The following is a 25,592-nucleotide window of genomic DNA, read 5'->3' as shown; positions in this document are numbered from 1 at the left end:
ACTCATTGTCAGCAACGCTAATCATTTAATCCCTTACCCTCAAGGATTTGCGGGATGAATTTTTCAATTCGTGATACGCGGGTTTTGGATTGTTTGGCTTGAGAAAAATGATAAATATATGCGTTTTGCCGTCCAGGCGTTAGGGCTTCAAAAGCAGTTTTCAAGCCAGGAAGTTCAGCGAATTTAGTCTGAAGCTCTTCAGGAATGAGGTAATCCTCTTTCTTTTTTAATTCGACTTCCAAACCCGCTTTTTCAACTTCTATGGCATTTTGAATGTAGGCTTTCAGAACAGCTTCCATTTCAACGATTTGTTGCACATTCGTAAACCGAATTTGGCGCGCTGCCTGCACATTTTCTGTTTGTTGAATTAGAATCCCATTGGGATCCTGTAACAAGGCACCTTTGTGAAAGAGAAGTGCACAATATTCTTTAAATCCATGAATTAATACTATGTTTTTATCATCAAATGTGTAACATGGATGCATCCACTTATAATCTTCGGTCAGCCCGCAATCAAGCACGATCGTTCTCAACTGCTCATATTCTTCCCTCCATTGTTTCGCTTTACTTAAGAATTTATCAACCCTAGGATTCAATTTATTATTTGTCATAAAAAACACCCATCTTCATCATAATTTTCAATACAATTTTATTATTTTTTTATGGAATGTACAGTCGTAATCTTCTGGGAATGGGCAACCTATGTTGTCTCCCGTTCGATCAGTTGGAACGATAGGGGCTGCAGCTCCATATCTAATCCAAGCAGGGTTGGAGCCAGCAGAAGAAAGGCGTTCTCCGCCTGTCCCGCAATCGGATTCCGAACAGTGGTAATTCCGAGTGTCTGTGACAGCTCCGAATTATCAAAACCAATGATGGCTAGATCACGGGGCACATCCAGCTGCTGTCTACGTGCTTCGCTCAGAACGCCCACCGCCACCAAATCATTGGAGCACAGAATGGCATCCGGCTGATCTGGTTGTCCTATTAGGGTTCGCACCAATTGCTCTCCGTCAGGGATTCCATAAATCGTGGAGTAATACCATTTCTCAACGATGGGAAGATTATATTTGGCCATGATTTGCTCATAAGCTAGTCGTCTACTCTGGGTATTTATGCTGCTTGGGCGGCCAAAAGCATTAGCGATACGCGTATAACCCCGCTCTATCAAATGCTCTAGAGCGAGTGCATATCCGTCATATTGGTTCATGGCAACTGACGGTATTTCAGGATGGTCCATGCGTTGCCAGGACACAATCGGGCCGTATTTGCAGTAGGAAGTTATGACATTTTTATCGTTAACAGCGGTCAGAATAAGCAGGGCGTCGACTCTTTTCTGTTTGAGATCCTCGAAAGCCTGAAGTTCCTTTTGCTTATCTCCGCCGGTGGTATAAATAATCGTCTGATACCCGTAACGGCCGGAGATTTCGACGAAGCTGTTCATGAAGCACAAAATAAGCTCGTTTAGGTCTAAGGTAATCATGCCGATTTGCTGGGTTTGGCCTTTGGATAAAGATATGGCATTCCGATTGGGAACATAGTCCGTCTCTTTCATAATGGCGAGAATTTTCTCCCTAGTTTCCTTGCTGACATGGGGAGAATCGTTCAGGACTCGGGATACCGTAGCTTTGGAAAAGCCCGACAGCTTAGCAATTTCGTCAAGTGTGGACATCGGCTTATCTCCTTTGCAAGATTAATCCTTGACATGTAACGCGTTCCAAGGTTTAGGATTCGGATTAGAGCAGTAAACCTATACTATCACAATAGCAAAGGCGGGAAGAAATATGAACTTACAATTTCCAGAAGGATTCCTATGGGGTGGGGCTGTAGCCGCTAACCAGCTTGAAGGGGCATATCAGGATGATGGCAAAGGCTGGTCTACCCAAGATGTCATGCCACATGGCATTAAGTCTGCGCCTACAGAAGTTCCTACCGACGATAACATGAAGTTGATTGGCATCGACTTCTATCACCGATATAAAGAAGATATTAAGCTGTTTGCGGAAATGGGCTTTAAAGTATTCCGGACGTCTATTGCCTGGTCACGGATTTTTCCGAAAGGGGACGAGCCGGAGCCGAATGAACAAGGCTTGCAGTTCTACGATGATCTATTTGATGAGTGTCATAAATACGGCATTGAGCCGCTAGTTACTATCTCCCATTATGAGACCCCGCTGCATTTGGCACGAGAGTATGATGGATGGGTTAACCGTAAGATGGTGGATTTTTACGAGCGATATGTGAGAACGATCTTTAAGCGTTACAAGAATAAGGTTAAATACTGGCTGACCTTCAACGAGATCAATTCTATCCTAGAGTTCCCATTTATGAGTGGCGGAATCAATACTCCATTGGAGAAATTGAGTAAGCAGGATCTGTATCAGGCCATTCACCATGAGTTCATTGCAAGTGCTTTGGCGGTGAAGATCGGTCATGAGATCAATCCTGATTTCAAAATAGGCTGTATGGTGCTGAGCATGCCAATTTATCCGCTCACTCCGCATCCGGACGATTTGATCAAGGCGATGCAAAGCGATCACAAAAATATGTTTTTCGCGGATGTTCATAGCAGAGGTTACTATCCAGGATATATGAAACGGTTCTTTAAGGAAAAACGAATCCACATTCATTTTGAGCCAGGGGACGAAGAAATTCTGAAGCATACCGTGGATTTCATATCTTTCAGTTACTATATGAGCACATGTGAAACGGCCGATCCGGAGAAACAGATCAGAGGAGAAGGAAATCTGCTGGGCGGGGTAGCGAATCCATATCTGGAAGCGAGCGAATGGGGTTGGCAGATCGATCCGCAGGGCTTGCGTTATGTGATGAATATGTTCTATGACCGATACCAAAAACCGCTATTTATCGTGGAAAATGGCCTTGGCGCCGTCGATCAGCTGGTTGTAGACGGGAACGGTGAGAAGATAGTAAACGACGATTACCGGATCAATTATTTGCGAGATCATTTGGTTCAAGTAGCAGAAGCTATTGCCGATGGCGTGGAAGTTATGGGGTATACGAGCTGGGGCTGCATCGACTTGGTTAGCGCAACAAGCGCCGAGCTGAAGAAACGTTATGGCTTCATTTATGTAGATCGTCATGATGATGGTTCAGGTACACTGGAGAGATACCGTAAGAAGTCCTTCCACTGGTACAAAGAAGTAATCGAATCGAATGGACAAAGCCTGTTCTAATAAAAAGAGTCCTGGTAATCAAGATATTCTTGATCTATCAGGGCTTTTTTTGTTATCCAATATTATACAGACCCTGGTTTATTGTTGACATCATTAATTGAACATGTTAATTTGTAAATAATAAATTAATCGGATATCAGGATTGCTACTGCATAGCAGGCAAAACCTAAGTTTCATTTATGTTTACGGGGATAATCTCTCTCGTACATAGATGTGATTTAGGTTTTTTTGTGTTCCCTGATATCCGTGATTAATTGATCTGTTACAAAGGGGTGTATAAAAATGAGTTATGAACAGCTAAGTAAAGACATTATCCAATCTGTCGGTGGGGAGAAGAATATTAACAATGTGATTCATTGTGCCACGCGACTAAGATTCACACTTAACGATGAGCAAAAAGCTGATAAAGAAAATTTGGAGAAAATGAAAGGGATTATTGGGGTAGTTAGCAAAGGGGGACAGTTTCAAGTTATAGTGGGTACCCATGTTGCTGATGTGTATAAAGAAATTGCCAAATCCATAACCCCTAACAGTGACTCTGGCGAGAACAAGGTAAAGAAACCCATAGGGACTCTGATTTTTGATGTTATTTCCAGAAGCTTCTCGCCTCTGATTGGTGCTTTAGCAGGTGCGGGTATGTTGAAAGCGCTATTAACTGTACTGGCTTCGTTACATGTTCTAAGTGCGGATAGCGAAACTTATAAAGTATTAGCGGGCGCTAGTAATGCCGTGTTTTATTTTCTACCCATTTTCTTAGGGATTACGTTATCGATTAGGCTGGGCGTGAATGCTTATGTGGGTGGTAGTATCGGCGCGGCCTTACTTGAGCCTAATATTACGGGATTAGCAAGTGTTGAATCTCCACATTTTTTAGGTATTCCTTTAGTAATTTCGGACTATTCATCAAGCGTGTTTCCGATTTTTATCGCCATCTGTATATACGCTTTATTGGATAAGCAGCTAAGAAAGTTTATACACAAGGATTTGCAGATGTTCTTAGTCCCTATGATATGTTTGATTGTGATTGTACCGTTAACTATTTTAGCGTTCGGACCGTTTGGCGTGAATGTAGGGAATTTAATTGGAGACGCTATTTTGTTCCTCAGTACGAAAAGCGGTATTGTTACAGGGGCAATTGTGGGAATAGCTTGGACATATTTGACTGTCCTCGGATTGCACTGGGGACTTGTGCCAATTATTCTTGAGAACATTGCTAAGGGTGGAGATCCGATATATGCAATGGCCGGCATGGCCATCTTCGCTCAGCTGGGTGTAGCGTTGGGGATCTTCCTGAAAACAAAAGACAAACAGTTGAAAACATTGGCCGGCAGTACATTTATACCAGGCGCGCTTTCAGGTGTGACAGAACCTATTATTTACGGATTGCTGACTCGTTACAAACGGACTTTCATTTATGTAACTATTGCGGGCGGTGTAGGTGGAGCACTTAGTGGTCTTTTCAAAGTGAAGATGGAAGTATTCGCATTTGTGAGCGTATTAAGTCTTCCCGCATTCTCTCCGCTGGCAGTTCAAGCGATTATAGCAGGTGTGACCATTGTATTGGCTATGGTAATTACCATGGTATTTGGTTATGAAGATAAAAAGAAAGTGAATATTGTAGAAGAAAAAACGAATACTGAAAAAAGCGAGGTTATCCTTTCTCACGCCGTGAAAAGTTCAACCGTTGTAAGCCCTCTGGCTGGTAATGTAATCCCTTTAACCTCAGTAGATGATGCTGCCTTTGCTTCTGAAGCAATGGGCAAGGGGATTGCAATTGAACCCACAGAAGGCAAGCTTTATTCACCGGTAAGTGGAGTTGTATCCACTATTTTCAGAACAGGTCATTGTATTGCGGTAGTATCGGATGAGGGTGTTGAGGTCCTGATTCATATCGGTATAGAAACCGTGAAGCTAAAAGGTAAATACTTTGATGTGAAGGTGCAAGAAGGAGCAACAGTTACACAGGGTGACCTATTGATTGAATTTGATTTTGAACAAATAAAAAATGAAGGTTATCAATGCACAACTCCGATAATTATTACCAATACGGCTAATTATAGTGATGTGATTGGTACCAATAAAACAGCTATTACACCGGGTGAAGATCTGCTGACTGTTGTAGTGTGATCTATTGAAGAGTCATAAGGTATGAATGGAATCGATCTCTTAGTACTGCTACTTAGAGATCGATTTTTTATTATAGAATACTATAAAAAAGAGCTAGCTTTGTAAAATGAAAAGGTAAGGAGCTGTAATATGCGGATCGAAAAAGTGTTAAACAACAATGTTGTTACTGTCATAGATGACCAAAATTTTGAACTAGTAGTCATGGGAAGAGGACTGGCCTTTAAGAAAAAACGTGGAGACTTTTTAGAAGAAGATAAAATTGAAAAGATATTCACTTTAAGCAATCAAAAACTTTCAGATAAGCTAAAAACGCTGCTTTCTGAGATTCCAATCGAGCACATGGAGCTCTCAGAAGAGATTATCAACTTCGCCAAACTGCAGCTCGGTAAAATGCTGGATGACAGTATTTATGTTAGTCTGACAGATCATATCAGTTTTGCGCTGGAGAGATTCTCAAAAGGGATGAAGATTAAAAACGCCATGCTTTGGGAAATCAAAAGATTCTATAAAGAAGAATATGAGGTTGGGAAAGCTGCGCTTCAAATTATACATTCCAAGCTCGGAGTCAGACTTCCCGAAGATGAGGCTGGACATATTGCTCTCCATCTGGTGAATGCTGAACTAAATGAAGAGATGCCTAACATGGTGAATATCACCAAGATCATGAACGACATCCTAAATATCGTGAAGCGCCATTTCAGGCTAGAGTACGATGAGGAGTCCCTTGCTTATTACCGTTTTATCACTCATTTGAAATTTTTTGCACAACGTCTCATCAACGGTACTCCACCTCCTGATAATGAGAATGGCTTATTTATTTTGGTAAAGGAGCAGTATAAGGAAGCTTTCGCAAGCGTTGAGAAAATTAAAATCTATATTGATAAAACATACAATCGTGAGTTAACAAATGATGAAATGCTGTATCTGACCATACACATTGAAAGAATTACAAACCAGATCATGGAGTAGGGACGGTTAAGCATTAAATTTTAACTTTGACTTTCGGGAGAATCGCGTATAAGATTACTAATATGTTTTCTGTGATAATCATTATCAATAGATTGATAACAGTTATCATGGAATCAACTTCGAACGTTGAATCCAGGGGGATAAAGCAAATGCACAAAAGGTTAATTAGTTTATTTATGGTTATTGCTATTATATTGGTCGTATCAGGTTGTGGTACTAACCAAAAGAACAATTCAACATCGAACGCGGGAGCAACTGATAAACCAGCTGCTGAAAACGCGGGCAGTGAATCAACAAGCGGTCCTATTGTATTAAAGGATTCTAAAGGTGAGATTACGCTGGACAAACCTGCGCAAAGAGTTGTGGTATTGGAATGGACCTTTACGGAGGATGTTATTGCACTGGGAGTGCAGCCAGTAGGTAATGCAGATAACGAAAACTATAAGCTGTATGTGACTTCTGAAGCACCGCTTGATGCAAATGTGACTGATGTTGGTTCCCGTGACGAGCCAGATCTGGAGACGATTGCTTCATTAAAGCCTGATCTGATTATTGCCAATACGGGTGGGCACGAAGGAATTTATGATCAACTTAAAAGTATCGCTCCAACACTGATTTTCGGCTTGTATCCGAATGAAGGAGAAGGCAATCAGTACACGCTGATGGAAGATACTTTCAAAACGATTGCAGCGGCAGTAGGCAAAACTGCAGAAGCCGATAAGGTTCTTGCTGATTTGGATGCACATTATACAGACGCAAAAGCAAAACTGGCTGATGCAGGTAAGGAAGGCTTGAACTATGTACTGACACAAGCATACAGCTACCAGAATGCAGCAACGATGCGTCTTTTTACAGATAATTCACTTGCGGTACAAACTTTGGATCGGATCGGTCTGAAAAACGACTGGAAACCCGAAAATTTCGAGGTTTACGGATTCAGCACCTCTACAGTTGAAGCATTACCTGCGGTTCAGGATACAAATCTGATCTACATCGTCCAAGAGGATGATAATATTTTCACGAAAGAACTGAAGGATAATTCCGTTTGGAATGGCCTTAACTTTGTAAAAGAGAATCGCACCTTCGGATTGAGCAGTACTACTTGGGTGTTCGGCGGTCCGATCTCCTCCAAAGTTATCGTGGATGAAGTTGTAAATACATTAACGAAATGAGTGCGGTTATGAACGAAAAGAGTAGCAAAGAAGCCTCTATCGGAATGAACTGGCGGATCATTGGAATATTTGGGGGCGGCTTTGCCGTCCTCTTCATTCTGTTCGTTTTAAGTTTAGGCTTTGGGGAAGCCAAGATCCCTGCAGCTACTGTAATAGATGGCTTGCTGAATCGCCAAGATATAATGGAACATAATCTGCTCTGGGGTATCCGCATGCCACGTACAGTTATTGGTCTGCTGGCCGGGGCTGCTCTGGCTGTGGCTGGCGCATTATTGCAAACTATAACGAAAAACCCGCTTGCTTCCTCAGATACACTTGGGATTAATGCCGGGGCATACTTTATGGTCGTTCTTGGTATGGTAGCTTTTCCTGCTTTGCAGCATGAATTTCCATTTTTGCTCGCAGTTGCAGGGGGACTGCTTGCTGCTTTAGCCGCTTATTTACTGAGTGGAGGCAAGGCAGCCACACCTGTTCGGCTGGCTTTATCAGGTATGATCGTCTCCATGGTGCTCGGAGCGTTTACATCGGCCATACATATTTTTAAAAGAACTGAAACACAAAATCTGTTTTTATGGGGTTCTGGTTCCCTAATTCAGTTGGATTGGGACGGTGTTATATATGCCTGGCCTTTTGTCGTAGTGCTGCTATTGGCAGCGATATTTGCCGGCAGACAATTTGATGCGCTGGAGCTCGATGAGTCAACTGCCCGTTCACTTGGACAGCGAGTAGGGCTAATTCGGGCGACGGGTCTTGGCCTATCGGTATTAATGGCTGCGGTTGTAGTCAGCGTGGTTGGACCGATTGGCTTCGTCGGCTTAGTGGCTCCCCATCTTGTCCGGCTTAGCGGGATCCGCAAACATCGCCTGCTCATTCCTGCAAGCGCATTGTGGGGAGCACTGCTCATCACGGCAGCGGATACGCTTGCGCGTGTAGTGCGAAGCAGTGTGGGTGAAATGCCTGTTGGTGCAGTTATGGCGATTATTGGAGCCCCGTGGCTCATTTGGCTAGTACTCACCAAGATGAAAAATATATCGGGCTCAGGCTCTGGCCAATCATCGATGAGCATCGGGTGGGCGGGGCTGCGTCTGCGCTTTGTGCCGACGGCTATAGTTATGACCGTGCTGCTCATTGTTATTATCCTCGTAAGCTTATCGTTTGGGGGAACAAAAATACCGATCAGTGAATTGCTAAGCAGCCTGTTCCATAGGGGGGATCAATCCTATTCCGTCCTGCTGAATTTACGGCTTCCCCGTACACTCGTAGCGGCTGCAGGAGGGATCGCACTTGCAATCAGTGGTGTATTGATTCAGAGTGCTGTTCGAAATCCACTGGCAGATGCTTCTATTATTGGTGTGACCTCAGGGGCTGGCTTTGGTGCTTTGGCCGTAATGACCGTTTGGCCAGCATTGACGGTATTTGCAGTTCCGCTTGCCGCAATCGTGGGTGGGGCACTGGCTGCTGCTTTTGTCTTTTTTATGGCCTGGCGCAGGTCCTTGAATCCATCGGTTCTGATCTTGCTTGGAATCGCAGTCTCGGCTATTGCCTCTGCGGGAATCCAGGTTATGATCGTCAAAGGAAGTTTATGGAGCAGTAGCTCCTTAATTTGGTTAACCGGTTCGACTTATGGACGAAGCTGGAATCAATTTTACATCCTATTTGTATTCCTGCTTGTACTTGTACCGATTGCATACTATTTGGGACGGAAATGCGATTTGTTGGCATTTGGCGACGAGAGTTCAACAGGATTGGGCTTGCCGGTTCGAGGAACGCGGCTTTGGGCTATGATTATCGGTGTTTTGCTTGCAGCGGGAGCCGTTGCAAGTGTAGGAACAATAGGGTTCCTTGGACTCATGGCGCCGCATGCGGTGCGGATGATGATTGGTCATCATACGAGACGATCCATTGTTTTGTCAGGATTACTTGGCGGCTTGATGCTCGTTATTGCCGATACGCTCGGAAGAACCATAATGGCGCCGAAAGAAATCCCTTCAGGCCTTATTATTATGCTGATTGGGGCTCCGTATTTCTTGTTTTTAATGTACCGGTCACAGGTTAGAAAAGTTTAGATTTTGCTATGGAAAAATCAGGGGGGGTCCCATCAGCTGTAAAAATAGCTGCTGGGGCACCCCCTGATTAATTTGAGCTTACTCCATCTAGAACCCCTCAAACATCGTTTCATTCGATTAAGATTTTCGCTTATGCTACAGCTATCGGACACAGCTGACCTTAAACGCAGCTTTATCTCGCATTTGAAGTGACAACGGACCGCATAGTCGCAATTGGCATGAAAAGTGCTTAATTTGCCCCTCTTCCTAAGGAGTAACGTCGCTGGAGTCCGAAACCAAGCTCCAAAGGCTAAAAATCCGCATATAACGTCATCTGAGTCCTTAAGCCTCGGCGAATGATGACAATTTATTGGTGCAGGCCACCAACGCCCATAAACAAAAAGCAGCGATTCTCCCATACTGGGGAAAGCTGCTTTTTTAATTGGATATTATCGATTTGTGAACAATTATTTAACTATTATTCTTAATTTTGTATATTTTCGTTTGCTAGTTTATACTTTAATCTTATGCTGTAGAATTTTGGAAATAAGGAGTGGGATTATGTGAGGCTTTTCGACAGAAAAAGTGTACAAGACGGAAGCAAAACTATTAACAACTCTGGCGAATTAAGAATCAATATTTTTTTCTTTAGCACTTTTATTATTTTTTGTGTGATTATCCTACGCCTTGCGGTCTTGCAATTTGTCGAAGGACCTACGTTATCTGAAGCTGAGGCTAACCGGGATACGAAAATAGTGGCATTATCAGCACTGAGAGGGAATATCCTCGCTGCTGATGGTGAGAAATTGGCATACTCAACGCCCGTTCAATCTTTGTACCTTACTTTGGATAAGGAATATACCGCAACAAAAACAGATAAAACTACGAAAAAAGTTACCTTAACTGCTGAGGCAAATAATAAATCAAAGGCACTCGCCAGCAAGTTAGCAGAAGCCTTCGAAACTTATGGTGATCCTAATGAGAAAAAACTAACCACAGAAGAGATCCTTGAGTCTATGGATTTATATTCAAAAAAACTCTCTGGTTATGTAGCGCGAAGAATTAAATCAGGTTTAACTAAGAAAGAAATCGCTTATTTTTTAGAACACAAAAACGAATATCCAAACCTTGAAGTGATAGAGGAAAGCAGCAGGCATTATGATACCGATACGGTGGCTGTACAAGCTGTTGGCTACGTGAAATTTTTCAAATCCTCTACTAGTTTAGATCTTTATAAGGATGTACTTCAGGCGATGAAAAATAACCAGAACCCTGGACTTAACTATAAAGAGGATGAGCTAGTAGGCTTTGATGGCTTGGAGCTGCAATACCAGAAGGAGCTTCGGGGACAGAATGGTTATAAGGAAGTTTCCGTAGATCCGCAGAATATGGCAGAAAAAATTGTCAGTATTGAACCCCCGGTCAAAGGAAGCACTATCTGGACTACCCTTAATAAAAAAATTCAGCTAAAGACCGAAGAAGCCATTAAAGATCAGATTCAGTGGTTGCATTCACACACCGTTCAGGGAGAAACACATCCTGATGCTTTAACAGGTTACGCTGTAGCCATGGAAGTGGATACAGGTAATGTTATTGCTATGGCAAGCATACCTGACTATGATACCAACAACTGGGCTACGGGTTCGATCTCTCCAGAGGTGTATAAAAAAATTGAAAAGCATTACCAAAATGGAACGATAACTCCATACTCATCGGGAAGATCAGGGCATAATTTTGAATCTACCGTGCTGCTCGGTTCGACCATAAAACCATTGAGTGTGTTAATTGGCTTAAAAGAGGGCTTTATAAGTACTTCTTCTACTTATCAAGATAAGGGGATCACCTCATTTGGTAGAGAAGGACATGAGACTAATGTAAGGAACTCATCCAATCATGTATACGGCTCTTTGTACCCTTATACAGCCATTGAAAAATCTTCAAACGTATATATGGTTGATATGATCGGGAAAAAATTGTACGAAAAATACAAGTCTAAGGGCATTGGGGTATGGGACACATATATGAAAGAATTTGGTCTGGGTGTTCCAACAGGGATAGGTTTACCAAGGGAATACTTGGGTGATTTAAATTATAAAGCTGAAGCTAAAGCGGGTTCAGTTCAGTCTGCGCTTGTGTATGCTTCTTTTGGGCAGCAGGGGCGTTATACCGTTCTACAGTTGGCGCAATATGCGGCTACACTAGCCAATGAAGGGCAACGAATCAAACCACAGCTAGTAAGCAAGATCACGGACTCCAAAGGTAAAGTTATCAAAAAATTCAAACGGGAAGTGCTTGATGAAGTGACTACTTTCGATAAATCCTATTGGCGGGAGATAAAGAAAGGGATGAACAGTGACGTTAAAAGTGCCTTCGGTGATTTCCCCTATGATTTTGCACGTAAAACAGGGACTTCACAACAGACGGATAGTAAAAACATAAACCGTGATAACGGAGTGTTTATAGCTTTTGCACCACGTGAAAATCCAAAACTTGCTGTAGCTGTAGTTATTCCTGAAGGCGGATTTGGATCTAGTAGTGCAGCACCTGTAGCGAGAAAAATTTTTGATGCTTATGATTGGGAGTACGGATTGGATGGAATTCCGAAGAAAAATGTGGATAAAAGTATCAACGAATAACCAAAAGGAGAGCGCGAACTGCGCTTTCTTTTTCTTTTTACAGAGAGGTTTGTGGCGGATGAAAGGAACGGGTTCCAGATTAAAATATTGTAACCATAAAGCGTGAAACTTTTATCCTAGTATGAGCGTCAAAGGGGTAGGAAAAAAATGTATTCGTCATTCCAGGAGGGTGAATCTGTGAAGAAGTTATGGATTTCTATTTTAGTGGGCTTATTAGTTTTGCCGATGATGTTTCAATCTTCAGTGAAAGCTGCTACTGCGCCCATCAGTATTTTTATTGACGGGGTTCGATTGTCCACAGATCAAGCACCGGTGATGGTGAATGGACGGACAATGGTACCCTTACGGGCAATTTTTGAAGCCTTTAATGCCTCTATCAAGTGGAATCAGAAAACACAAACTGTAACAGCAACTAAAGATGATACAACGATTATGTTAAAGATTGGCTCAAAGACAGCCACGATTAACAATAAAGCTGTAACTCTAGATGTGCCTGGTCAGAATTTGAAAGGGAGAACGATGGTTCCTACACGGTTTGTCAGTGAGGCACTGGGTCATGATGTGGGTTGGAACCCAAGCACCAAAGTAGTGACCATAACGACTTCCGGCGGTAAAACTGGAACTGTAAATCCGGCATCGAATGTACAGTTGAAGGATGTAAGTGATAACGGTGACGGCCGTGATCTTCAGGTCAGCTTCACCCAATCTTCTAATGAAGCTCTTGTGGATCATTACCGGGTAATGATTGTAAAGGCTTGGAGCACTTTTAATATCTCATCTGCACAAAAGGTTACATCCGCCAATTATTCTACTGTTTTAGCTAGAGGTACTAATCCTACGATTAGAATGACCGCAAATTCAAGGGATGTTGATGGTGACCTCATTAAAGGTAATCAGACCTATGTAGCTTATGTTTTCGCAGTGGGTAAAGGCAATAATACCAGCGCTCTTTCGTATAGTTCTGCGACTATATCGCTTAATACTAATACCGTAGTCGTTGCCCCAAGTAATGTACAAGTAAGTGATGTGAGCGATTATAGTGATGGCCGCGATTTAGCCGTAAGTTTTAATAAGGTATCGGATGAATCCAAGGTGAGTTCTTACCGGATATTTGTAGTCAAAGCTACTAATTATTCTTCTTTTAATTTGGCGGCAGCAAATGCTGTTAGCAGTTCAAATTACACACAGGTCAACAAAACAGGCTCCAATATTACCCAGATCTTATCGTCTGGAGCGAGGGATGTGGATGGTGCCCTCATTAAGACGGGAGTTGGTTACCGTGTGTTTGTTATGGGGGTAGATAGTGGCAGTAATACAGCCAATAATTTATTGTCTGCTGCTTCATCTGCGATTACGCTGTCCTCGGTCAATGTTTCTAATTTAAGTGTAAGCGACGTTAGTGACTTTGGAGATGGCCGGGATTTAAAAGTATCCTTTAACCACGCTACAGATGAAACGTATATTAGCCAGTACCGGATTCTAGTTGTGCCTACAGCTTATTCCAACAACTTTAGTTTATCTGAGGCGAATAATGTCTCCAGCTCTTACTACACAACGGTGAGCACAACAGGATCTAGCACCAGTCAAGTGTTAGCCTCATCTGCAAGAGACGTGCGTGGTAATTTGATTAAGAATGGAACACCTTACAGAGTGTATGTGTTAACGATTGGAAGCGGGAAGAATTTGGGCACCAACATTCTCTCAACGGATTCAACATTAATTACGTTGGCTGTGGACTACAATGTGAGTGCTGTCTACAATTTGGATGTAAGCGACGTAAATGACTATGATGATGGCCGGGATTTAAGAGTATCCTTTGACCACGCTACGAATGAAACGTATATTAGCCAGTATCGAATCCTGGTTGTACCTACTTCCTATTACAACAGCTTCAGTTTATCTGACGCCAATAATGTGTACAGTTCCAACTACACAGCAGTGAGCACAACAGGATCCAGCACCAATCAAGTGTTAACCTCGTCATCAAGGGACGTGCGCGGTAACCTGATAAAGAGTGGAATCAATTACAGAGTGTACGTGTTAACGGTCGGAAGCGGGAATTACTCGGGCAGCAATATTCTTTCTTCTGGTTCACAGTTAATTACGTTGAATGTAGATTACAGATTGACTCCTATTTCGAGCTTGGATGTAAGGGACGTTAATGATTACGAAGACGGCCGGGATTTAAAAGTATCCTTTAACCATGCCACGGATGAAACGTACATCAGCCAGTATCGAATCCTGATTGTTCCTACTTCCTATTACAGCAGCTTTAGTTTAACCCAGGCGAATGCTGTTTCGAGCTCCAATTACACTGCGGTAGGCACTTCAGGAAATAACACCAGTCAAGTCTTGGATTCTTCAGCCAGAGACGTAAACGGAAATTTAATAAAGAGTGGAATCAGTTACAGAGTGTATGTGTTAACGATTGGCAGCGGCAAGTACTCAGGCACTAATGTGTTGTCCTCAGAGTCGAATGCCATCACTTTATCCACTAAGCTGCCGGTAACCTCTGTCACTAATGTAACGTACAGTGTGGATGAGGGTAAAATACTAGTAAGTTTCAACCGTTCCTCTAACGAGTCTAACATTTCGGAATATCGAATCCTGGTGGTTCCGTCCAAACAAGGTTTTGGATCAGCGGAAGCAATTGAGGTGAAATCCTCGTATTATACGTCGATAACGCCTAACGGAACGAATCCTACAATTGTAGCCTCGAGAAGAGATGTTAATGGTGCATTAATTGTTAAGGGTGTTAAATATAAAGTATATGTTCTTGCGGTAGCCAATAACAATGGCGTGCAGAGTGGTGGTCTTTCGGATTCAACGGAAGAGATTGAAATATAAGGATAGGGAATAAAGGCATTATAATATAAGGCAAAAAACCTTCATTGAGCACTGGGCTTGATGAAGCGTTTTTTGCCTTGTTTTTTTGTTTTCTATTTTTAATAAAAATAGGGTTGCGATTATACACATTTAAAACATTTGGTTTAACCTATTGGAAGCGCTATAATTGAAAATAATTACATGCTTAAGGAGTCTATCATGAAAAAAGGCAGGATATTCTACAAGATTTTTGTTCCTATTCTAGTGCTGGGGATTGGCCTGGTTATTAGCTTCGGTGGCTATATTTATCTGACGACGATTAATTCGGTAAATGAGAGAGTAGCGGATGATAAACAGAGTTTAATTACCCAAATTAAAAACACTCTGGAACAGAAAATTCAGACCATCGAATACGCTTTTAATACTTACAGTACCACCAGTTCCTTCAGAGAGGTTGTGCAGAATCCGATCACGGAGCAGGATTTTGAGGAGTATCGCGAGATTAATTCCCAGCTTAACTACATTGCCAGTATGGGGATGGATTTTGTTAATTATTCTCTAATTAGTTTGGAGCAGAAATGGCAGATTTCTAATGGGAAGCTTTCACATTTAACGGAAGAAGAGAGCAGGACACTTTATGAGAGCTATATCAATAACCGTAGCCGGGGTTTATTTTGGGTTAAGACGGATAAAGGCATCCGCTTTGTAAATACCCTGCCGGTATTCTCACAGACCAAACAGGCGATTGCCTTATCTGATATATCACTTCAGACCTTGCAGAGCACCCTTCAGACCGAAGGAAACACACCGGTGTTTATTCTTAACCGGGAGGGTGAGCTTTTATATGAGTCGGAAACCGGGAAGTCCCTGCTGACTAGTAATCAGCTTAGCCATATTACTAATGTTGCCGGAGGCGGGGGGCAATTGGGGACGATTGCCATGGAGCGGGCTGATCACCAATCGATAAAAGCTATTTATGCTAAATCTTCTTATAATAATTGGATTTACGTAACTCTTTTGGATAAATCAGAAATTTCAGATGCACTAAAGACAACCCGATTCGGGATTGTGATGATGGTACTGCTTATTACATTGTTGATTGCGGTAGTCGCTTACGTTATCTCTTTGTATTTCACCAAGCCATTCCGGCAGATTCAGCGCCGATTATTACCTGCCAATGCAGAGCTAGAGCCCAAGAATGAGGTAGACTGGATTATTAATTCGATTGATACCATCTTATCGGAGAAAGAAAGCCTAGAGGGTCTTATTGAGTCTGAGATGCCTAAGTTGGAAACTCAGTTTATTCTAAATCTATTTCGTAGCCGGATATCTCAAGAAGAGCTGAATCAAGGTTTGCCTCGTTTCGGTTATGAGCTGTCACAGAATTCGGTGTATGCAACGCTGCTGATACAGCTGGATAACTATGGGGAACGGCAGGCTAGCGACAAGGACCTTCTGCTTGTGGCGGTCAACAAACTGGTGGAAGAGCTGATTCCGCAGGAGAAGCGGATGATTCCTATCCTATTAAATGACCGTACACAAGCGACCATCCTGATTTTTGAGGGGGCGAATGAACAGGAGAACCGGAGAATAGCACTGGACTATGCGAAGACAATTATTCGAACAGCTAGAGAAATCCTGAAACTATCCGTTAGTGTTGGAATAAGCAATTTTTACGATAATTTATTATTTAGTAAGGAAGCTTGTGAGATGAGTAAGCAGGCGCTGCACCATCGTTTAAATCTGGGCAAAGAGTCCATCATTTTCTATGAGGATATATCGAAGGTAATCTCGGGTCCAGTTCTACTGCATTATCCGTCTGAGTTTGAGTCCCAGTTATTTGACGCGATTCGGATTGGAGATGAAGAACAAGTCTCCTGTTCTCTGTATCCATTACTCGGGGAAATGATGAAGCACAGTAAGAATCCTTTGAATTTCGAAGTCACATTAATACGTTTCGTCAACAATCTGATTCAGCTGGAGCAGCTGCTGGGTGTAGAGGTTCTGCTGACAGAGGACAATTCTACGTTGTACCACCGATTGTTAGACATCCGTAATCCGGAAGAGATCGAACGCATTTTGGTCAAAGAAGTTATTCATCCGATGGTGACCAGTGTTAAGGAGAAGACAGACCGTCAGTTCCGCCTTTTATCTGATAAAATTGCGGTGATTGTCCGCTCAGAATTTGATCAGGACTTAACGTTAGAATTAATCGGTGATCGCCTTCATTACAGTCCGAACTATTTAAGCAGTATTTTCAAAAAAGAGTACGGGATGACGTTTAGCGAATATCTAATGAACTATCGCCTGGAAATGGCTAAGAAGTGGCTTGTAGAAACGGATATGACCATTAAAGAAATTGCTGAAAGGCTGCAGTACCATAATCCGCAGAACTTTATTCGATCCTTCCGTAAAAAAGAACATGTAACACCAGGTGCATACCGAACCCAGAAACAGGAGAAGTAAGGCGCTGAACACAAACAGCCAGCCCCGGGAGACCGGGGCTGGCTGTTTTGTATAGCTGCAATGTTTTAGCCTTTTACAGAACCCAGCAGGGCTCCTTTGGTGAAGTGTTTTTGTACGAAAGGATAGGCGAGCAGCATTGGAACGGTTGCGACTACGATAACCGCCATCTTGATGGTTTGAGCAGGTGGGATAATATCAACAGAAGCATTATCTCCCTGCATCCCGCTGGCGACGATAACAATTTGGCGCAGCAGGACTTGAATAGGCCACTTAGTGGAGTCTGTCATATATAAAACTGCACTCATATAAGTGTTCCAGTAAGCTACCCCGTAGAACAAGGAGAGGGTCGCGATAGATGGCATCGCCAGCGGAAGCATGATTTTGAAAAATACACCAAAATCATTAGAGCCGTCAATCTTCGCTGATTCCTCTAGCCCTTCCGGCAGCGCCTGGAAGAAATTACGCATAATGATCAGGTTAAAAGCATTGATCGCAACAGGCATGATCATGGACCAGTAGGAATCGATTAACCCGAAATATTTAACTACTAGGAAAGTAGGGATCATCCCTCCGCTGAAGAGCATGGAGAACACGATTACGAAATTGATAAAATCTCTTCCGTACAGATATTTTCTAGATAATCCATAAGCCATTAAAGAGGTAAGAACCATACTAACAACTGTACCCACTAAGGTTACACCGATGGATACGCCAAGCCCTTTAAAGATAGTAGGCGTTGACAGTATATAACGGTAAGCATCCAAAGAGAATGTCGTCGGGAACAGGATGAAGCTTTTTTCTACTACCTCCTGTGTTGAAGCAAAGGAACTGGCAAACACATTGACAAAGGGTAAAAGACAGGCTAGGGCAATGAGTGTAAGCAGTGTGGTATTTACAATAGTAAACAGCCGGCTACCCATAGTTTCTTTTTTAAAAGATGATTGCGACATGCAGATATCCTCCTTGTAATCGTTTCATTGAAACTTTAACAGGGGTCTGTTATTCCGTATATAATCATTAGCTTGGGCTTTGTTTTGGGAGGAAAAAGCGTGATAAGGCATAGATGATCTTTATGTATTGTAGTAATCACTATAAGATGCACGGGTCTGGAAAACCTTATAGCTGTAGGGTTCTTGGAGTATCAGTATCTGATGATTATATACGTAATGGACGAATGATCGTAATCTGGGAATCGTAAAGAAACGCGATCAAGGAGGCCGATCAGGTGAAAGAGGCAAACGTCACCATGCTGAACACGAAAGTTAATCCAGTAAGAAAAAAGCGAACGGGGCCTAGCTGGCTGAGTTTAAAAAGAAACAAGTTATTGTATCTAATGATACTCCCGGGATTTTTGTATTTTGTTATTTTTAAGTACCTGCCTATGGGCGGTCTTATCATTGCATTTCAGGACTATCAGCCGTTTCTGGGCATAGCGGATAGCCCGTGGGTAGGGTTTAAGCATTTCGTCCGATTGTTTACAGAACCTACCTTCTTTATGCTATTGAGTAATACACTTATCCTGTTTGCATTAAACATTGTTATTTTCTTCCCGCTACCTATTATAGTGGCGCTGATGCTTAACGAAGTTCAGCACAAGTTATTTAAGAGCACCATTCAAACGATTATTTATATCCCCCATTTCATGTCATGGGTTATCATCGTCTCCATTTCCTATGTATTTATGAATGTGGATGGAGGGGTGCTGAATGAGATGTTGGCGGCCTTTGGGATGCAGAAGATCAGCTTTTTGACTTCTCCCGAGTGGTTGCGTACCGTGTATATCGGACAGATCATTTGGAAAGAAATTGGTTGGTCAACCATTATTTATTTGGCAGCCATTACCGTAGTGGATACGCAGTTATATGAAGCAGCTGAGATGGATGGAGCGGCAAGATTGCGCAAAACATGGCATATCACCCTGCCGGCAATTCGTCCAATCATTATTACCTTGCTTATTCTGAAGATTGGCCACACGCTGGATCTGGGCTTTGAGCATATGTACTTGCTGATCAATTCCTTGAACCGCGAAGTTGGAGAAATTTTCGATACCTATATCTATACAGCTGGTTTAAAGAACGGACAATTGAGTTTCAGTACCACAGTAGGTCTGTTCAAGGGTGTGGTTGGCTTGATTCTCGTTATGCTGTCGAACAAGTTAGCCAAAAAAATCGGCGAAGATGGTGTTTACTAGGCTTCACAGTATGCTGAATTCTTACCTCTGCCTTAAGGGCAGAGGTGGAAGATACAACAACAAATACATTAGTAAAAGGGGTAATGTTGATGAATCGCAATTACAAAAAAATTGCAGCCTTAATGTTGTGTAGCGGGTTAGTACTCACTGCATGCGGAGGAGGCAATAACGCGAAGGAGTCAAATTCTTCAAATGGGGGAACGAATTCAACGGCTAAAACAACTGCTGCACCTGCAGATGTGCTAGATGCTAAAGCAAAGATTAGCTGGCTGAACATTTTACAAACGTCTACAACACCAACGGGTCCTATTCTGGAAAAAATTGAAGAATTAACGAATACAGAGATTGAATTCTCATGGATTCCGGATCCTTCCAAAGAAGAACGTATTAATACTTCATTAGCATCGAATTCCCTAGCGGACATCGTTACCCTGACTATTCTTGATAACTCTTCTGTACGTAATGCACTGAAGGCCGGTATGTTCTGGGAAGTAAGTCCTTATCTTGATGAGTTCCCGAATTTGGCTAAAATTTCACAGGATACACGTACATCGGCATCGATTGCAGGTAAGCTGTACGGGGTTCCTTTCCAGAAGTCCTTGGCTAGAAACGGCGTTGTTATCCGTAAAGATTGGCTGGATAAGCTTGGACTGCAGGTTCCAAAAACAACAGATGAGTTGATGGAAGTTGCGAAAGCGTTTACCGAAAAAGACCCTGATGGTAATGGCAAGAAGGATACCACAGGCTTCATGGACCGCAGCGATCTTGTATATGGAGCATTTAAGACGTTGGGCTCATACTTTGGAACACCGAACTATTGGAGCGTTGACGATGCGGGTAAAATGACACCTGAGTTCGATACAGAGGCTTATGTTAAAACCATGGATTATATGAAGACTCTTTATGATGGTGGGTATATCAATCAGGATTTTGCTGTGACGGCTAAAACAGATCAGCAGCAGAATTTTGCGCAAGGAAAGGCTGGAATTTATGTGGGTGCCTTGTTTGACAGCAAGAACCTGCTAAATCTGTCTAAGGGCATACAGGATGGCATGGATTTGGTTATGGTTAACGATATCACTTCCACTGGCAATGAAGCAGATCGTGCCATCTGGGCTGGTAATAACGGAATTGGGGGACTGCTGTCTTTCCCGAAATCCGAAGTTAAGGATGAAAATGAGTTAAGACGGATCCTGAAATTTGTTAATGATCTTATGAATGAAGATGTCTATGGCTTGATGACCTACGGTATTAAGGATGTTCACTACACAATTGATGGAGAACAAGCGGTTACGATTAAGGATACGGATCTCTGGAAGCAAGAAGTTCAGCCATTTTCGGCATCTCGTCCATTAGAGAATGGGTTCATTATCCATGATGCTGATCCACTCAAAGTTGAAGCTGATAAGCTGATCGTTGAGAATGCTAAATATGCTGTACTGAATCCTGCTTACTCTCTGGAATCTGAGACCTATTCTACTCAAGGATCTGAATTGCAGAAGATTATGACAGATGCCACTTATAAATATATTCTTGGCAAAATTGATTTGAACGGATTTAAAGCTGAGGTTGAAAAGTGGAAGAAATCCGGCGGCAGCAAAATCATTACTGAATATGAAGCTGCTTATAAAGCTGTAAATCCTTAAGAAGTACTACAGACTATATTCTAAGAAAATAGTAGATGGGTCCTAAATGGGGAGGCTGCGTTTAGGACCATATCTATTCAAACAGGAGGAAAAAATGAAAGACAACAATGCACTTAGGAGTATGGGCTGGGGTGTTCGAATGGCAGATTCGATTATGGAGCGAACGCCAAGATTATATGAGGATAACGGATATCATGGAAAATGGTCTTATGATTATGGAGTCATCTTGAAGGGTTTTGAGCTGCTGTGGAGACAGACCGGGCAGGTTAAATATTATCAATTCATCAAAGATAATATGGATTATTTTATTGAGGAAGACGGCTCTGTGAAGGGATATCGCCTGAGCGAACATAATATTGATCACTTAAATAATGGAAAGATCCTATTTGTGCTCCATAAAGAAACTGGGTTAGCGAAATATAAAATGGCAGCAGATTTATTAAGAAAGCAGATAACAACGCATCCTCGAACCTCGGAAGGTGCGTTTTGGCATAAGAATGTATATCCTTATCAGATTTGGCTGGATGGCTTGTATATGGGCTCTCCTTTCTATCTGGAGTATTTACTTGAGTATGAAGGCGGCAAGGGTCTGGACGATGTGACCCGGCAATTTATTCTGTGCGAGCGTCATACCAAGGATACTGAGACGGGTCTCCTGTTTCACGCATGGGATGAAAAGCGGGTACAGCCGTGGTGCGATCCTGAAACGGGGTTGTCTCCGAACTTTTGGGGGCGTTCGCTGGGCTGGTATGTGATGGCGCTAGTGGATGTACTCGGCATGCTCCCTAAGGAACACGCGGATTACGAGATCTTGGCACGTATTCTGACAGATACGCTGACAGCGCTTCGTCAGGTTCAGGATGCTGATGCCGGAGTCTGGTATCAGGTTGTAAACATGGGCGGCCGTAAAGGCAATTATTTGGAGGCTTCTGCCTCAAGTATGATCACCTATGCAATGGCTAAGGGCATTCGGATTGGTGTACTGGATGCTAGTTGGTTCGAGACACTTGACCGTGCTTATCAAGGCCTTATTACTGAATTTGTGCTGGAAACCAAAAATGGCTGGGTTAACCTGAATAAAAACTGCCAGGTCGCTGGACTCGGTGGTGAAGACCGGAGAGATGGTACTTACACCTATTATATCAGTGAACCGATTGTTACCAATGATCAGAAGGGGCTTGGCGCATTCCTCCTGGCTTGCGGAGAATATGAATATTTGCAGCGTCCTGCCGTGACGAAAGGGAGCGAGTGAAGCGCATGTCTATCTACAATATAAATGACTACGGAGCACATCCTAATAGTGCAGAGCCTTCAACGGAAGCGATAGCCCGTGCCATTCATGCGGCAAGCGAGGCAGGGGGAGGAACAGTTTATGTTCCTTCCGGGCACTATCAGACAGGCGCTATCTTCATGAAAAGCAATATTGAGCTACAGCTTAGTCCTGGAGCTGAGCTTAGCTTCAGCTCTGATCCTAACGATTATCCGGTGGTGAGTTCCCGCTGGGAGGGCGTGAAACAGAACGTCCATGCTTCATGTATTTTTGGAATAAATCTAGAGAATGTATCGGTTACAGGTGCAGGCAAGCTGGATGGAAGGGGCGCACCTTGGTGGGATAAACATCGGAATTCTCCTGATTCACTGCTGTATCCCCGCCCGAAGCTTATCAGCTTCGACAACTGCCGTAGAGTCACGCTCAGAGATCTGACACTCGTAAACTCCCCAAGCTGGACTGTGAATCCTATTTGTTGCCAGGATGTTACGATTGATAATCTGTCGATCTATAATCCGGCGGATTCGCCTAATACAGACGGCATTGACCCAGAATCCTGTGTGAATGTCCGCATCAGCAACTGCAATATCGATGTGGGTGATGACTGCATCGCCATTAAAGCAGGGACGGAGGATACGAAGGAGCGGGTTGCGTGTGAGAATATCACGATAACTAACTGCACGATGATTCATGGTCACGGCGGTGTGGTGCTGGGAAGCGAAATGAGCGGAGATATCCGTAATATCGTGATCAGCAATTGCGTGTTCAAGCAGACAGACCGCGGAATTCGGCTGAAGTCCAGACGCGGGCGCGGAGGTGTTGTCGAAGATATTCGTGTCAGTAATATCGTGATGGAGGACGTGATCTGTCCGTTTATTCTTAATCTTTATTATTTCTGCGGACCACGTGGTAAGGACAAATACGTATGGGACAAGAATCCTTATCCGGTGACGGAGGAGACCCCCTGCTTCCGACGGATTCATTTTGCTAATATTACTGCTCGGAATGTTCACGCTGCTGCAGGTTTTCTTTACGGCCTTGCGGAGCAATACATTTCAGAAATTACCTTTTCCGATATTGATATTTCCATGGCAGAGAATGCAATCCCTGGTCGTCCAGCCATGATGTCAGGAATCCAGGATATGAACAACCGTGGGTTCTATCTTGGCAACGTAAGAGATATCCGCTTCCGCCAAGTGACGATCGAGAATCATGAGGGACCGGCTTTTTATATTGAAAATGGAGAAACGGTAGATATCACCGGTTGCCAATCGAGAAACACCCGTAAAGTGGAAGAATTAGTACAGCAGGTGACCGTTATCCCGTCACAGGAAGATCTAAGTGAGCAGACAGACTGATAATTGAACAGGATAGACTGCAGATTTGCTTAGGGTGAAGGGTGCGGATGTATGGAAATAGGAAGGAGTATGAAGATGATTACAGATAATATTCAGACTGGAATTATTCACAATCCCATATTAAAAGGCTTCAATCCTGACCCTTGTATTGTAAGAGCGGGGGAGATGTATTATATTGCTGTTTCTTCTTTTGAATGGCTGCCCGGTGTAAGGGTGTATCAATCAGCGGACTTAGCAGACTGGGAGCATTGCACAGATATTCTGACTCATCAGGTGGATCTGCGGGGAAATCCGAAAAATTGCAGTATCTGGGCTCCACAGCTTAGCTATTATGACGGTTTGTTTTATCTGATTTATACCGATGTTAAGAGCACTAAAAGGCCTTTTAAAGATTGTCATAACTATCTGATTACTGCGGAGGATATTGAGGGACCTTGGTCTGACCCGGTATACCTGAATAGCAGCGGGTTTGATCCATCTCTGTACCATGATGAGGATGGGCGCAAATGGCTGCTGAATGAGCTGTGGGATTACCGGATTACGGAAGGCAACAAGTCCTGCGGAATTGTAATTCAGGAGTACGATCCAGAGCAATGCCAATTAATAGGTGAACCTGTGAAAATCTTTGATTGCACGCCGCTGAAGAAGACGGAAGCGCCGCATATTTACAAGCGGGGAGGTTATTACTACTTAATTACGGCAGAAGGTGGCACTGGATCGGGGCATGCCGTAACCGTAGCGCGCTCCAAGGCGCTGCTGGGTCCGTATGAGGTGGATCCGCTCAATCCGATGTTGACCTCACGGGATAATCCCGAGCTGCCGCTTCAATGTGCCGGCCATGGAAGTCTGGTAGAGACACCAGAAGGTGAATGGTATATGGCCCATTTGTGTACCCGCCCCCTGGAAGGCGAATACGCCATACTGGGGAGAGAGACTGCCGTTCAGCAGGTGCACTGGAATGAGGAGGGCTGGTTAAGACTAACCTCAGGCGGAAATGCGCCACAGCTCAAGGTACCAGCACCTAAAGGAACGAAGGTCCTGAAACAAGTGCGGACGCTTGAATTCGAGGATGATTTTAACGGCCCGGAATTGAAAAAGAACTGGAATACACTGCGGATTCCTAGGAATGAAAGCTGGTGTTCCCTTGCTGAAAGACCGGGCTGGTTAAGAATCAGGGCCGGGGAATCCGTGCAGAGTCTGTTTGAGCATCATATTCTGGCTATTCGCCAGACGGATATAAGCTTCCGCGCCGAAACAGCGCTTGAATATGAACCGAATACTTATCTGCAGATGGCAGGACTACTGTTATACCTGAATGAAGATAACTATCTTTATGCGTATATCAGCCATGAAGAAGGACGTGGCAAGGTGCTGCGGTTAATGCGCTGTCAGCGGGATGAATTCACTGCGGAGCCTGTAATGATTGAACTAAATGCAGGGGAGACACTGCGGATCGCGGTTGAGGTGCAGGAAGTGACTGGGCAATTTGTTTATCTTAAGGGTGACGATACGGAGTGGAAGCCACTTGGCGATCCGCAGAATATCAGCTTTTTATCGGGAGGCTTCACTGGGAACTTTGTTGGCATTGCGGCGCATGATATGCAGCAGTTCGGTGGCAGCAGTGCTGATTTCGCATATTTCCGTTATCAGGGCAAGGAATAATACACACGGCTTTACTAAGGAAGGGGTTGC

The 25,592-nt window shown here is 43.3% G+C and carries 16 protein-coding genes; 13 read left to right on the top strand and 3 right to left on the bottom strand.

Annotation, left to right across the window (positions count from 1 at the left end; translation table 11 throughout):
* Positions 1-17 precede the first annotated feature (17 nt).
* Together NSQ50_RS26515 and NSQ50_RS26510 are read right to left on the bottom strand one after the other, a co-directional pair.
* Positions 18-611 carry a YdeI/OmpD-associated family protein gene (locus NSQ50_RS26515; protein ID WP_036685448.1) on the bottom strand — a complete coding sequence of 198 codons (594 nt, stop codon included), beginning with the start codon at positions 609-611 and terminating at the stop codon, positions 18-20.
* Between the two features lie 89 nt (positions 612-700).
* Positions 701-1,669: a LacI family DNA-binding transcriptional regulator gene (locus tag NSQ50_RS26510; protein WP_036685445.1), complete on the bottom strand. Its 969-nt coding sequence runs from the start codon at positions 1,667-1,669 to the stop codon at positions 701-703.
* Positions 1,670-1,781: 112 nt separating this feature from the next.
* Between NSQ50_RS26510 and NSQ50_RS26505 the strand changes: the two genes are divergently transcribed.
* The 8 genes from NSQ50_RS26505 (at position 1,782) to NSQ50_RS26470 (ending at position 17,435) form a co-directional block, all read left to right on the top strand.
* Entirely contained in the window at positions 1,782-3,194 is a 1,413-nt protein-coding gene (locus tag NSQ50_RS26505; protein WP_036685440.1) for a glycoside hydrolase family 1 protein, read from the top strand.
* A gap of 282 nt (positions 3,195-3,476) precedes the next feature.
* Positions 3,477-5,321 (top strand): beta-glucoside-specific PTS transporter subunit IIABC, encoded by a 1,845-nt coding sequence (locus NSQ50_RS26500; protein WP_076213698.1) that lies wholly within the window; start codon positions 3,477-3,479, stop codon positions 5,319-5,321.
* A gap of 129 nt (positions 5,322-5,450) precedes the next feature.
* A complete protein-coding gene (gene licT / locus NSQ50_RS26495; protein ID WP_076104874.1) occupies positions 5,451-6,290 on the top strand; it encodes a BglG family transcription antiterminator LicT in 840 nt (279 codons plus the stop codon).
* A gap of 149 nt (positions 6,291-6,439) precedes the next feature.
* Positions 6,440-7,462 carry an ABC transporter substrate-binding protein gene (locus tag NSQ50_RS26490; RefSeq protein WP_038573253.1) on the top strand — a complete coding sequence of 341 codons (1,023 nt, stop codon included), beginning with the start codon at positions 6,440-6,442 and terminating at the stop codon, positions 7,460-7,462.
* An 8-nt stretch (positions 7,463-7,470) separates the two neighbouring features.
* A complete protein-coding gene (locus tag NSQ50_RS26485) occupies positions 7,471-9,528 on the top strand; it encodes an iron ABC transporter permease (RefSeq protein WP_036685640.1) in 2,058 nt (685 codons plus the stop codon).
* Between the two features lie 542 nt (positions 9,529-10,070).
* On the top strand, positions 10,071-12,143 hold the full coding sequence (locus NSQ50_RS26480; protein ID WP_076223510.1) for a peptidoglycan D,D-transpeptidase FtsI family protein: 2,073 nt from the start codon (positions 10,071-10,073) through the stop codon (positions 12,141-12,143).
* Between the two features lie 177 nt (positions 12,144-12,320).
* On the top strand, positions 12,321-14,990 hold the full coding sequence (locus NSQ50_RS26475) for a copper amine oxidase N-terminal domain-containing protein (protein ID WP_076223506.1): 2,670 nt from the start codon (positions 12,321-12,323) through the stop codon (positions 14,988-14,990).
* Between the two features lie 198 nt (positions 14,991-15,188).
* Complete coding sequence (locus NSQ50_RS26470; RefSeq protein WP_038573249.1) at positions 15,189-17,435, top strand: helix-turn-helix domain-containing protein; 2,247 nt, start codon at positions 15,189-15,191, stop codon at positions 17,433-17,435.
* Positions 17,436-17,500: 65 nt separating this feature from the next.
* Here the strand turns inward: NSQ50_RS26470 and NSQ50_RS26465 are convergent, their stop codons facing one another.
* Complete coding sequence (locus NSQ50_RS26465) at positions 17,501-18,385, bottom strand: carbohydrate ABC transporter permease (protein WP_036685426.1); 885 nt, start codon at positions 18,383-18,385, stop codon at positions 17,501-17,503.
* A 383-nt stretch (positions 18,386-18,768) separates the two neighbouring features.
* Between NSQ50_RS26465 and NSQ50_RS26460 the strand changes: the two genes are divergently transcribed.
* The 5 genes from NSQ50_RS26460 to NSQ50_RS26440 all read left to right on the top strand — a co-directional run bounded on the left by NSQ50_RS26460 (position 18,769) and on the right by NSQ50_RS26440 (position 25,562).
* Positions 18,769-19,626, top strand: coding sequence for an ABC transporter permease (locus tag NSQ50_RS26460; RefSeq protein WP_370510932.1), 858 nt, complete (start codon positions 18,769-18,771; stop codon positions 19,624-19,626).
* An 89-nt stretch (positions 19,627-19,715) separates the two neighbouring features.
* Positions 19,716-21,272 carry an extracellular solute-binding protein gene (locus tag NSQ50_RS26455; protein WP_038573245.1) on the top strand — a complete coding sequence of 519 codons (1,557 nt, stop codon included), beginning with the start codon at positions 19,716-19,718 and terminating at the stop codon, positions 21,270-21,272.
* A gap of 94 nt (positions 21,273-21,366) precedes the next feature.
* Positions 21,367-22,524 carry a glycoside hydrolase family 88/105 protein gene (locus NSQ50_RS26450; protein ID WP_076104879.1) on the top strand — a complete coding sequence of 386 codons (1,158 nt, stop codon included), beginning with the start codon at positions 21,367-21,369 and terminating at the stop codon, positions 22,522-22,524.
* A gap of 5 nt (positions 22,525-22,529) precedes the next feature.
* A complete protein-coding gene (locus NSQ50_RS26445; RefSeq protein WP_076098811.1) occupies positions 22,530-23,900 on the top strand; it encodes a glycoside hydrolase family 28 protein in 1,371 nt (456 codons plus the stop codon).
* 75 nt (positions 23,901-23,975) lie between these two features.
* Positions 23,976-25,562 (top strand): glycoside hydrolase family 43 protein, encoded by a 1,587-nt coding sequence (locus tag NSQ50_RS26440; protein ID WP_076213695.1) that lies wholly within the window; start codon positions 23,976-23,978, stop codon positions 25,560-25,562.
* Positions 25,563-25,592 lie beyond the last annotated feature (30 nt).

The sequence above is a fragment of the Paenibacillus sp. FSL R10-2788 genome (assembly GCF_038003885.1).
Classification (GTDB): domain Bacteria; phylum Bacillota; class Bacilli; order Paenibacillales; family Paenibacillaceae; genus Paenibacillus_AQ; species Paenibacillus_AQ odorifer.
The sequence above is the reverse complement of the archived record's forward strand: the minus strand, read 5'-3'. Positions and strand labels throughout refer to the sequence as shown.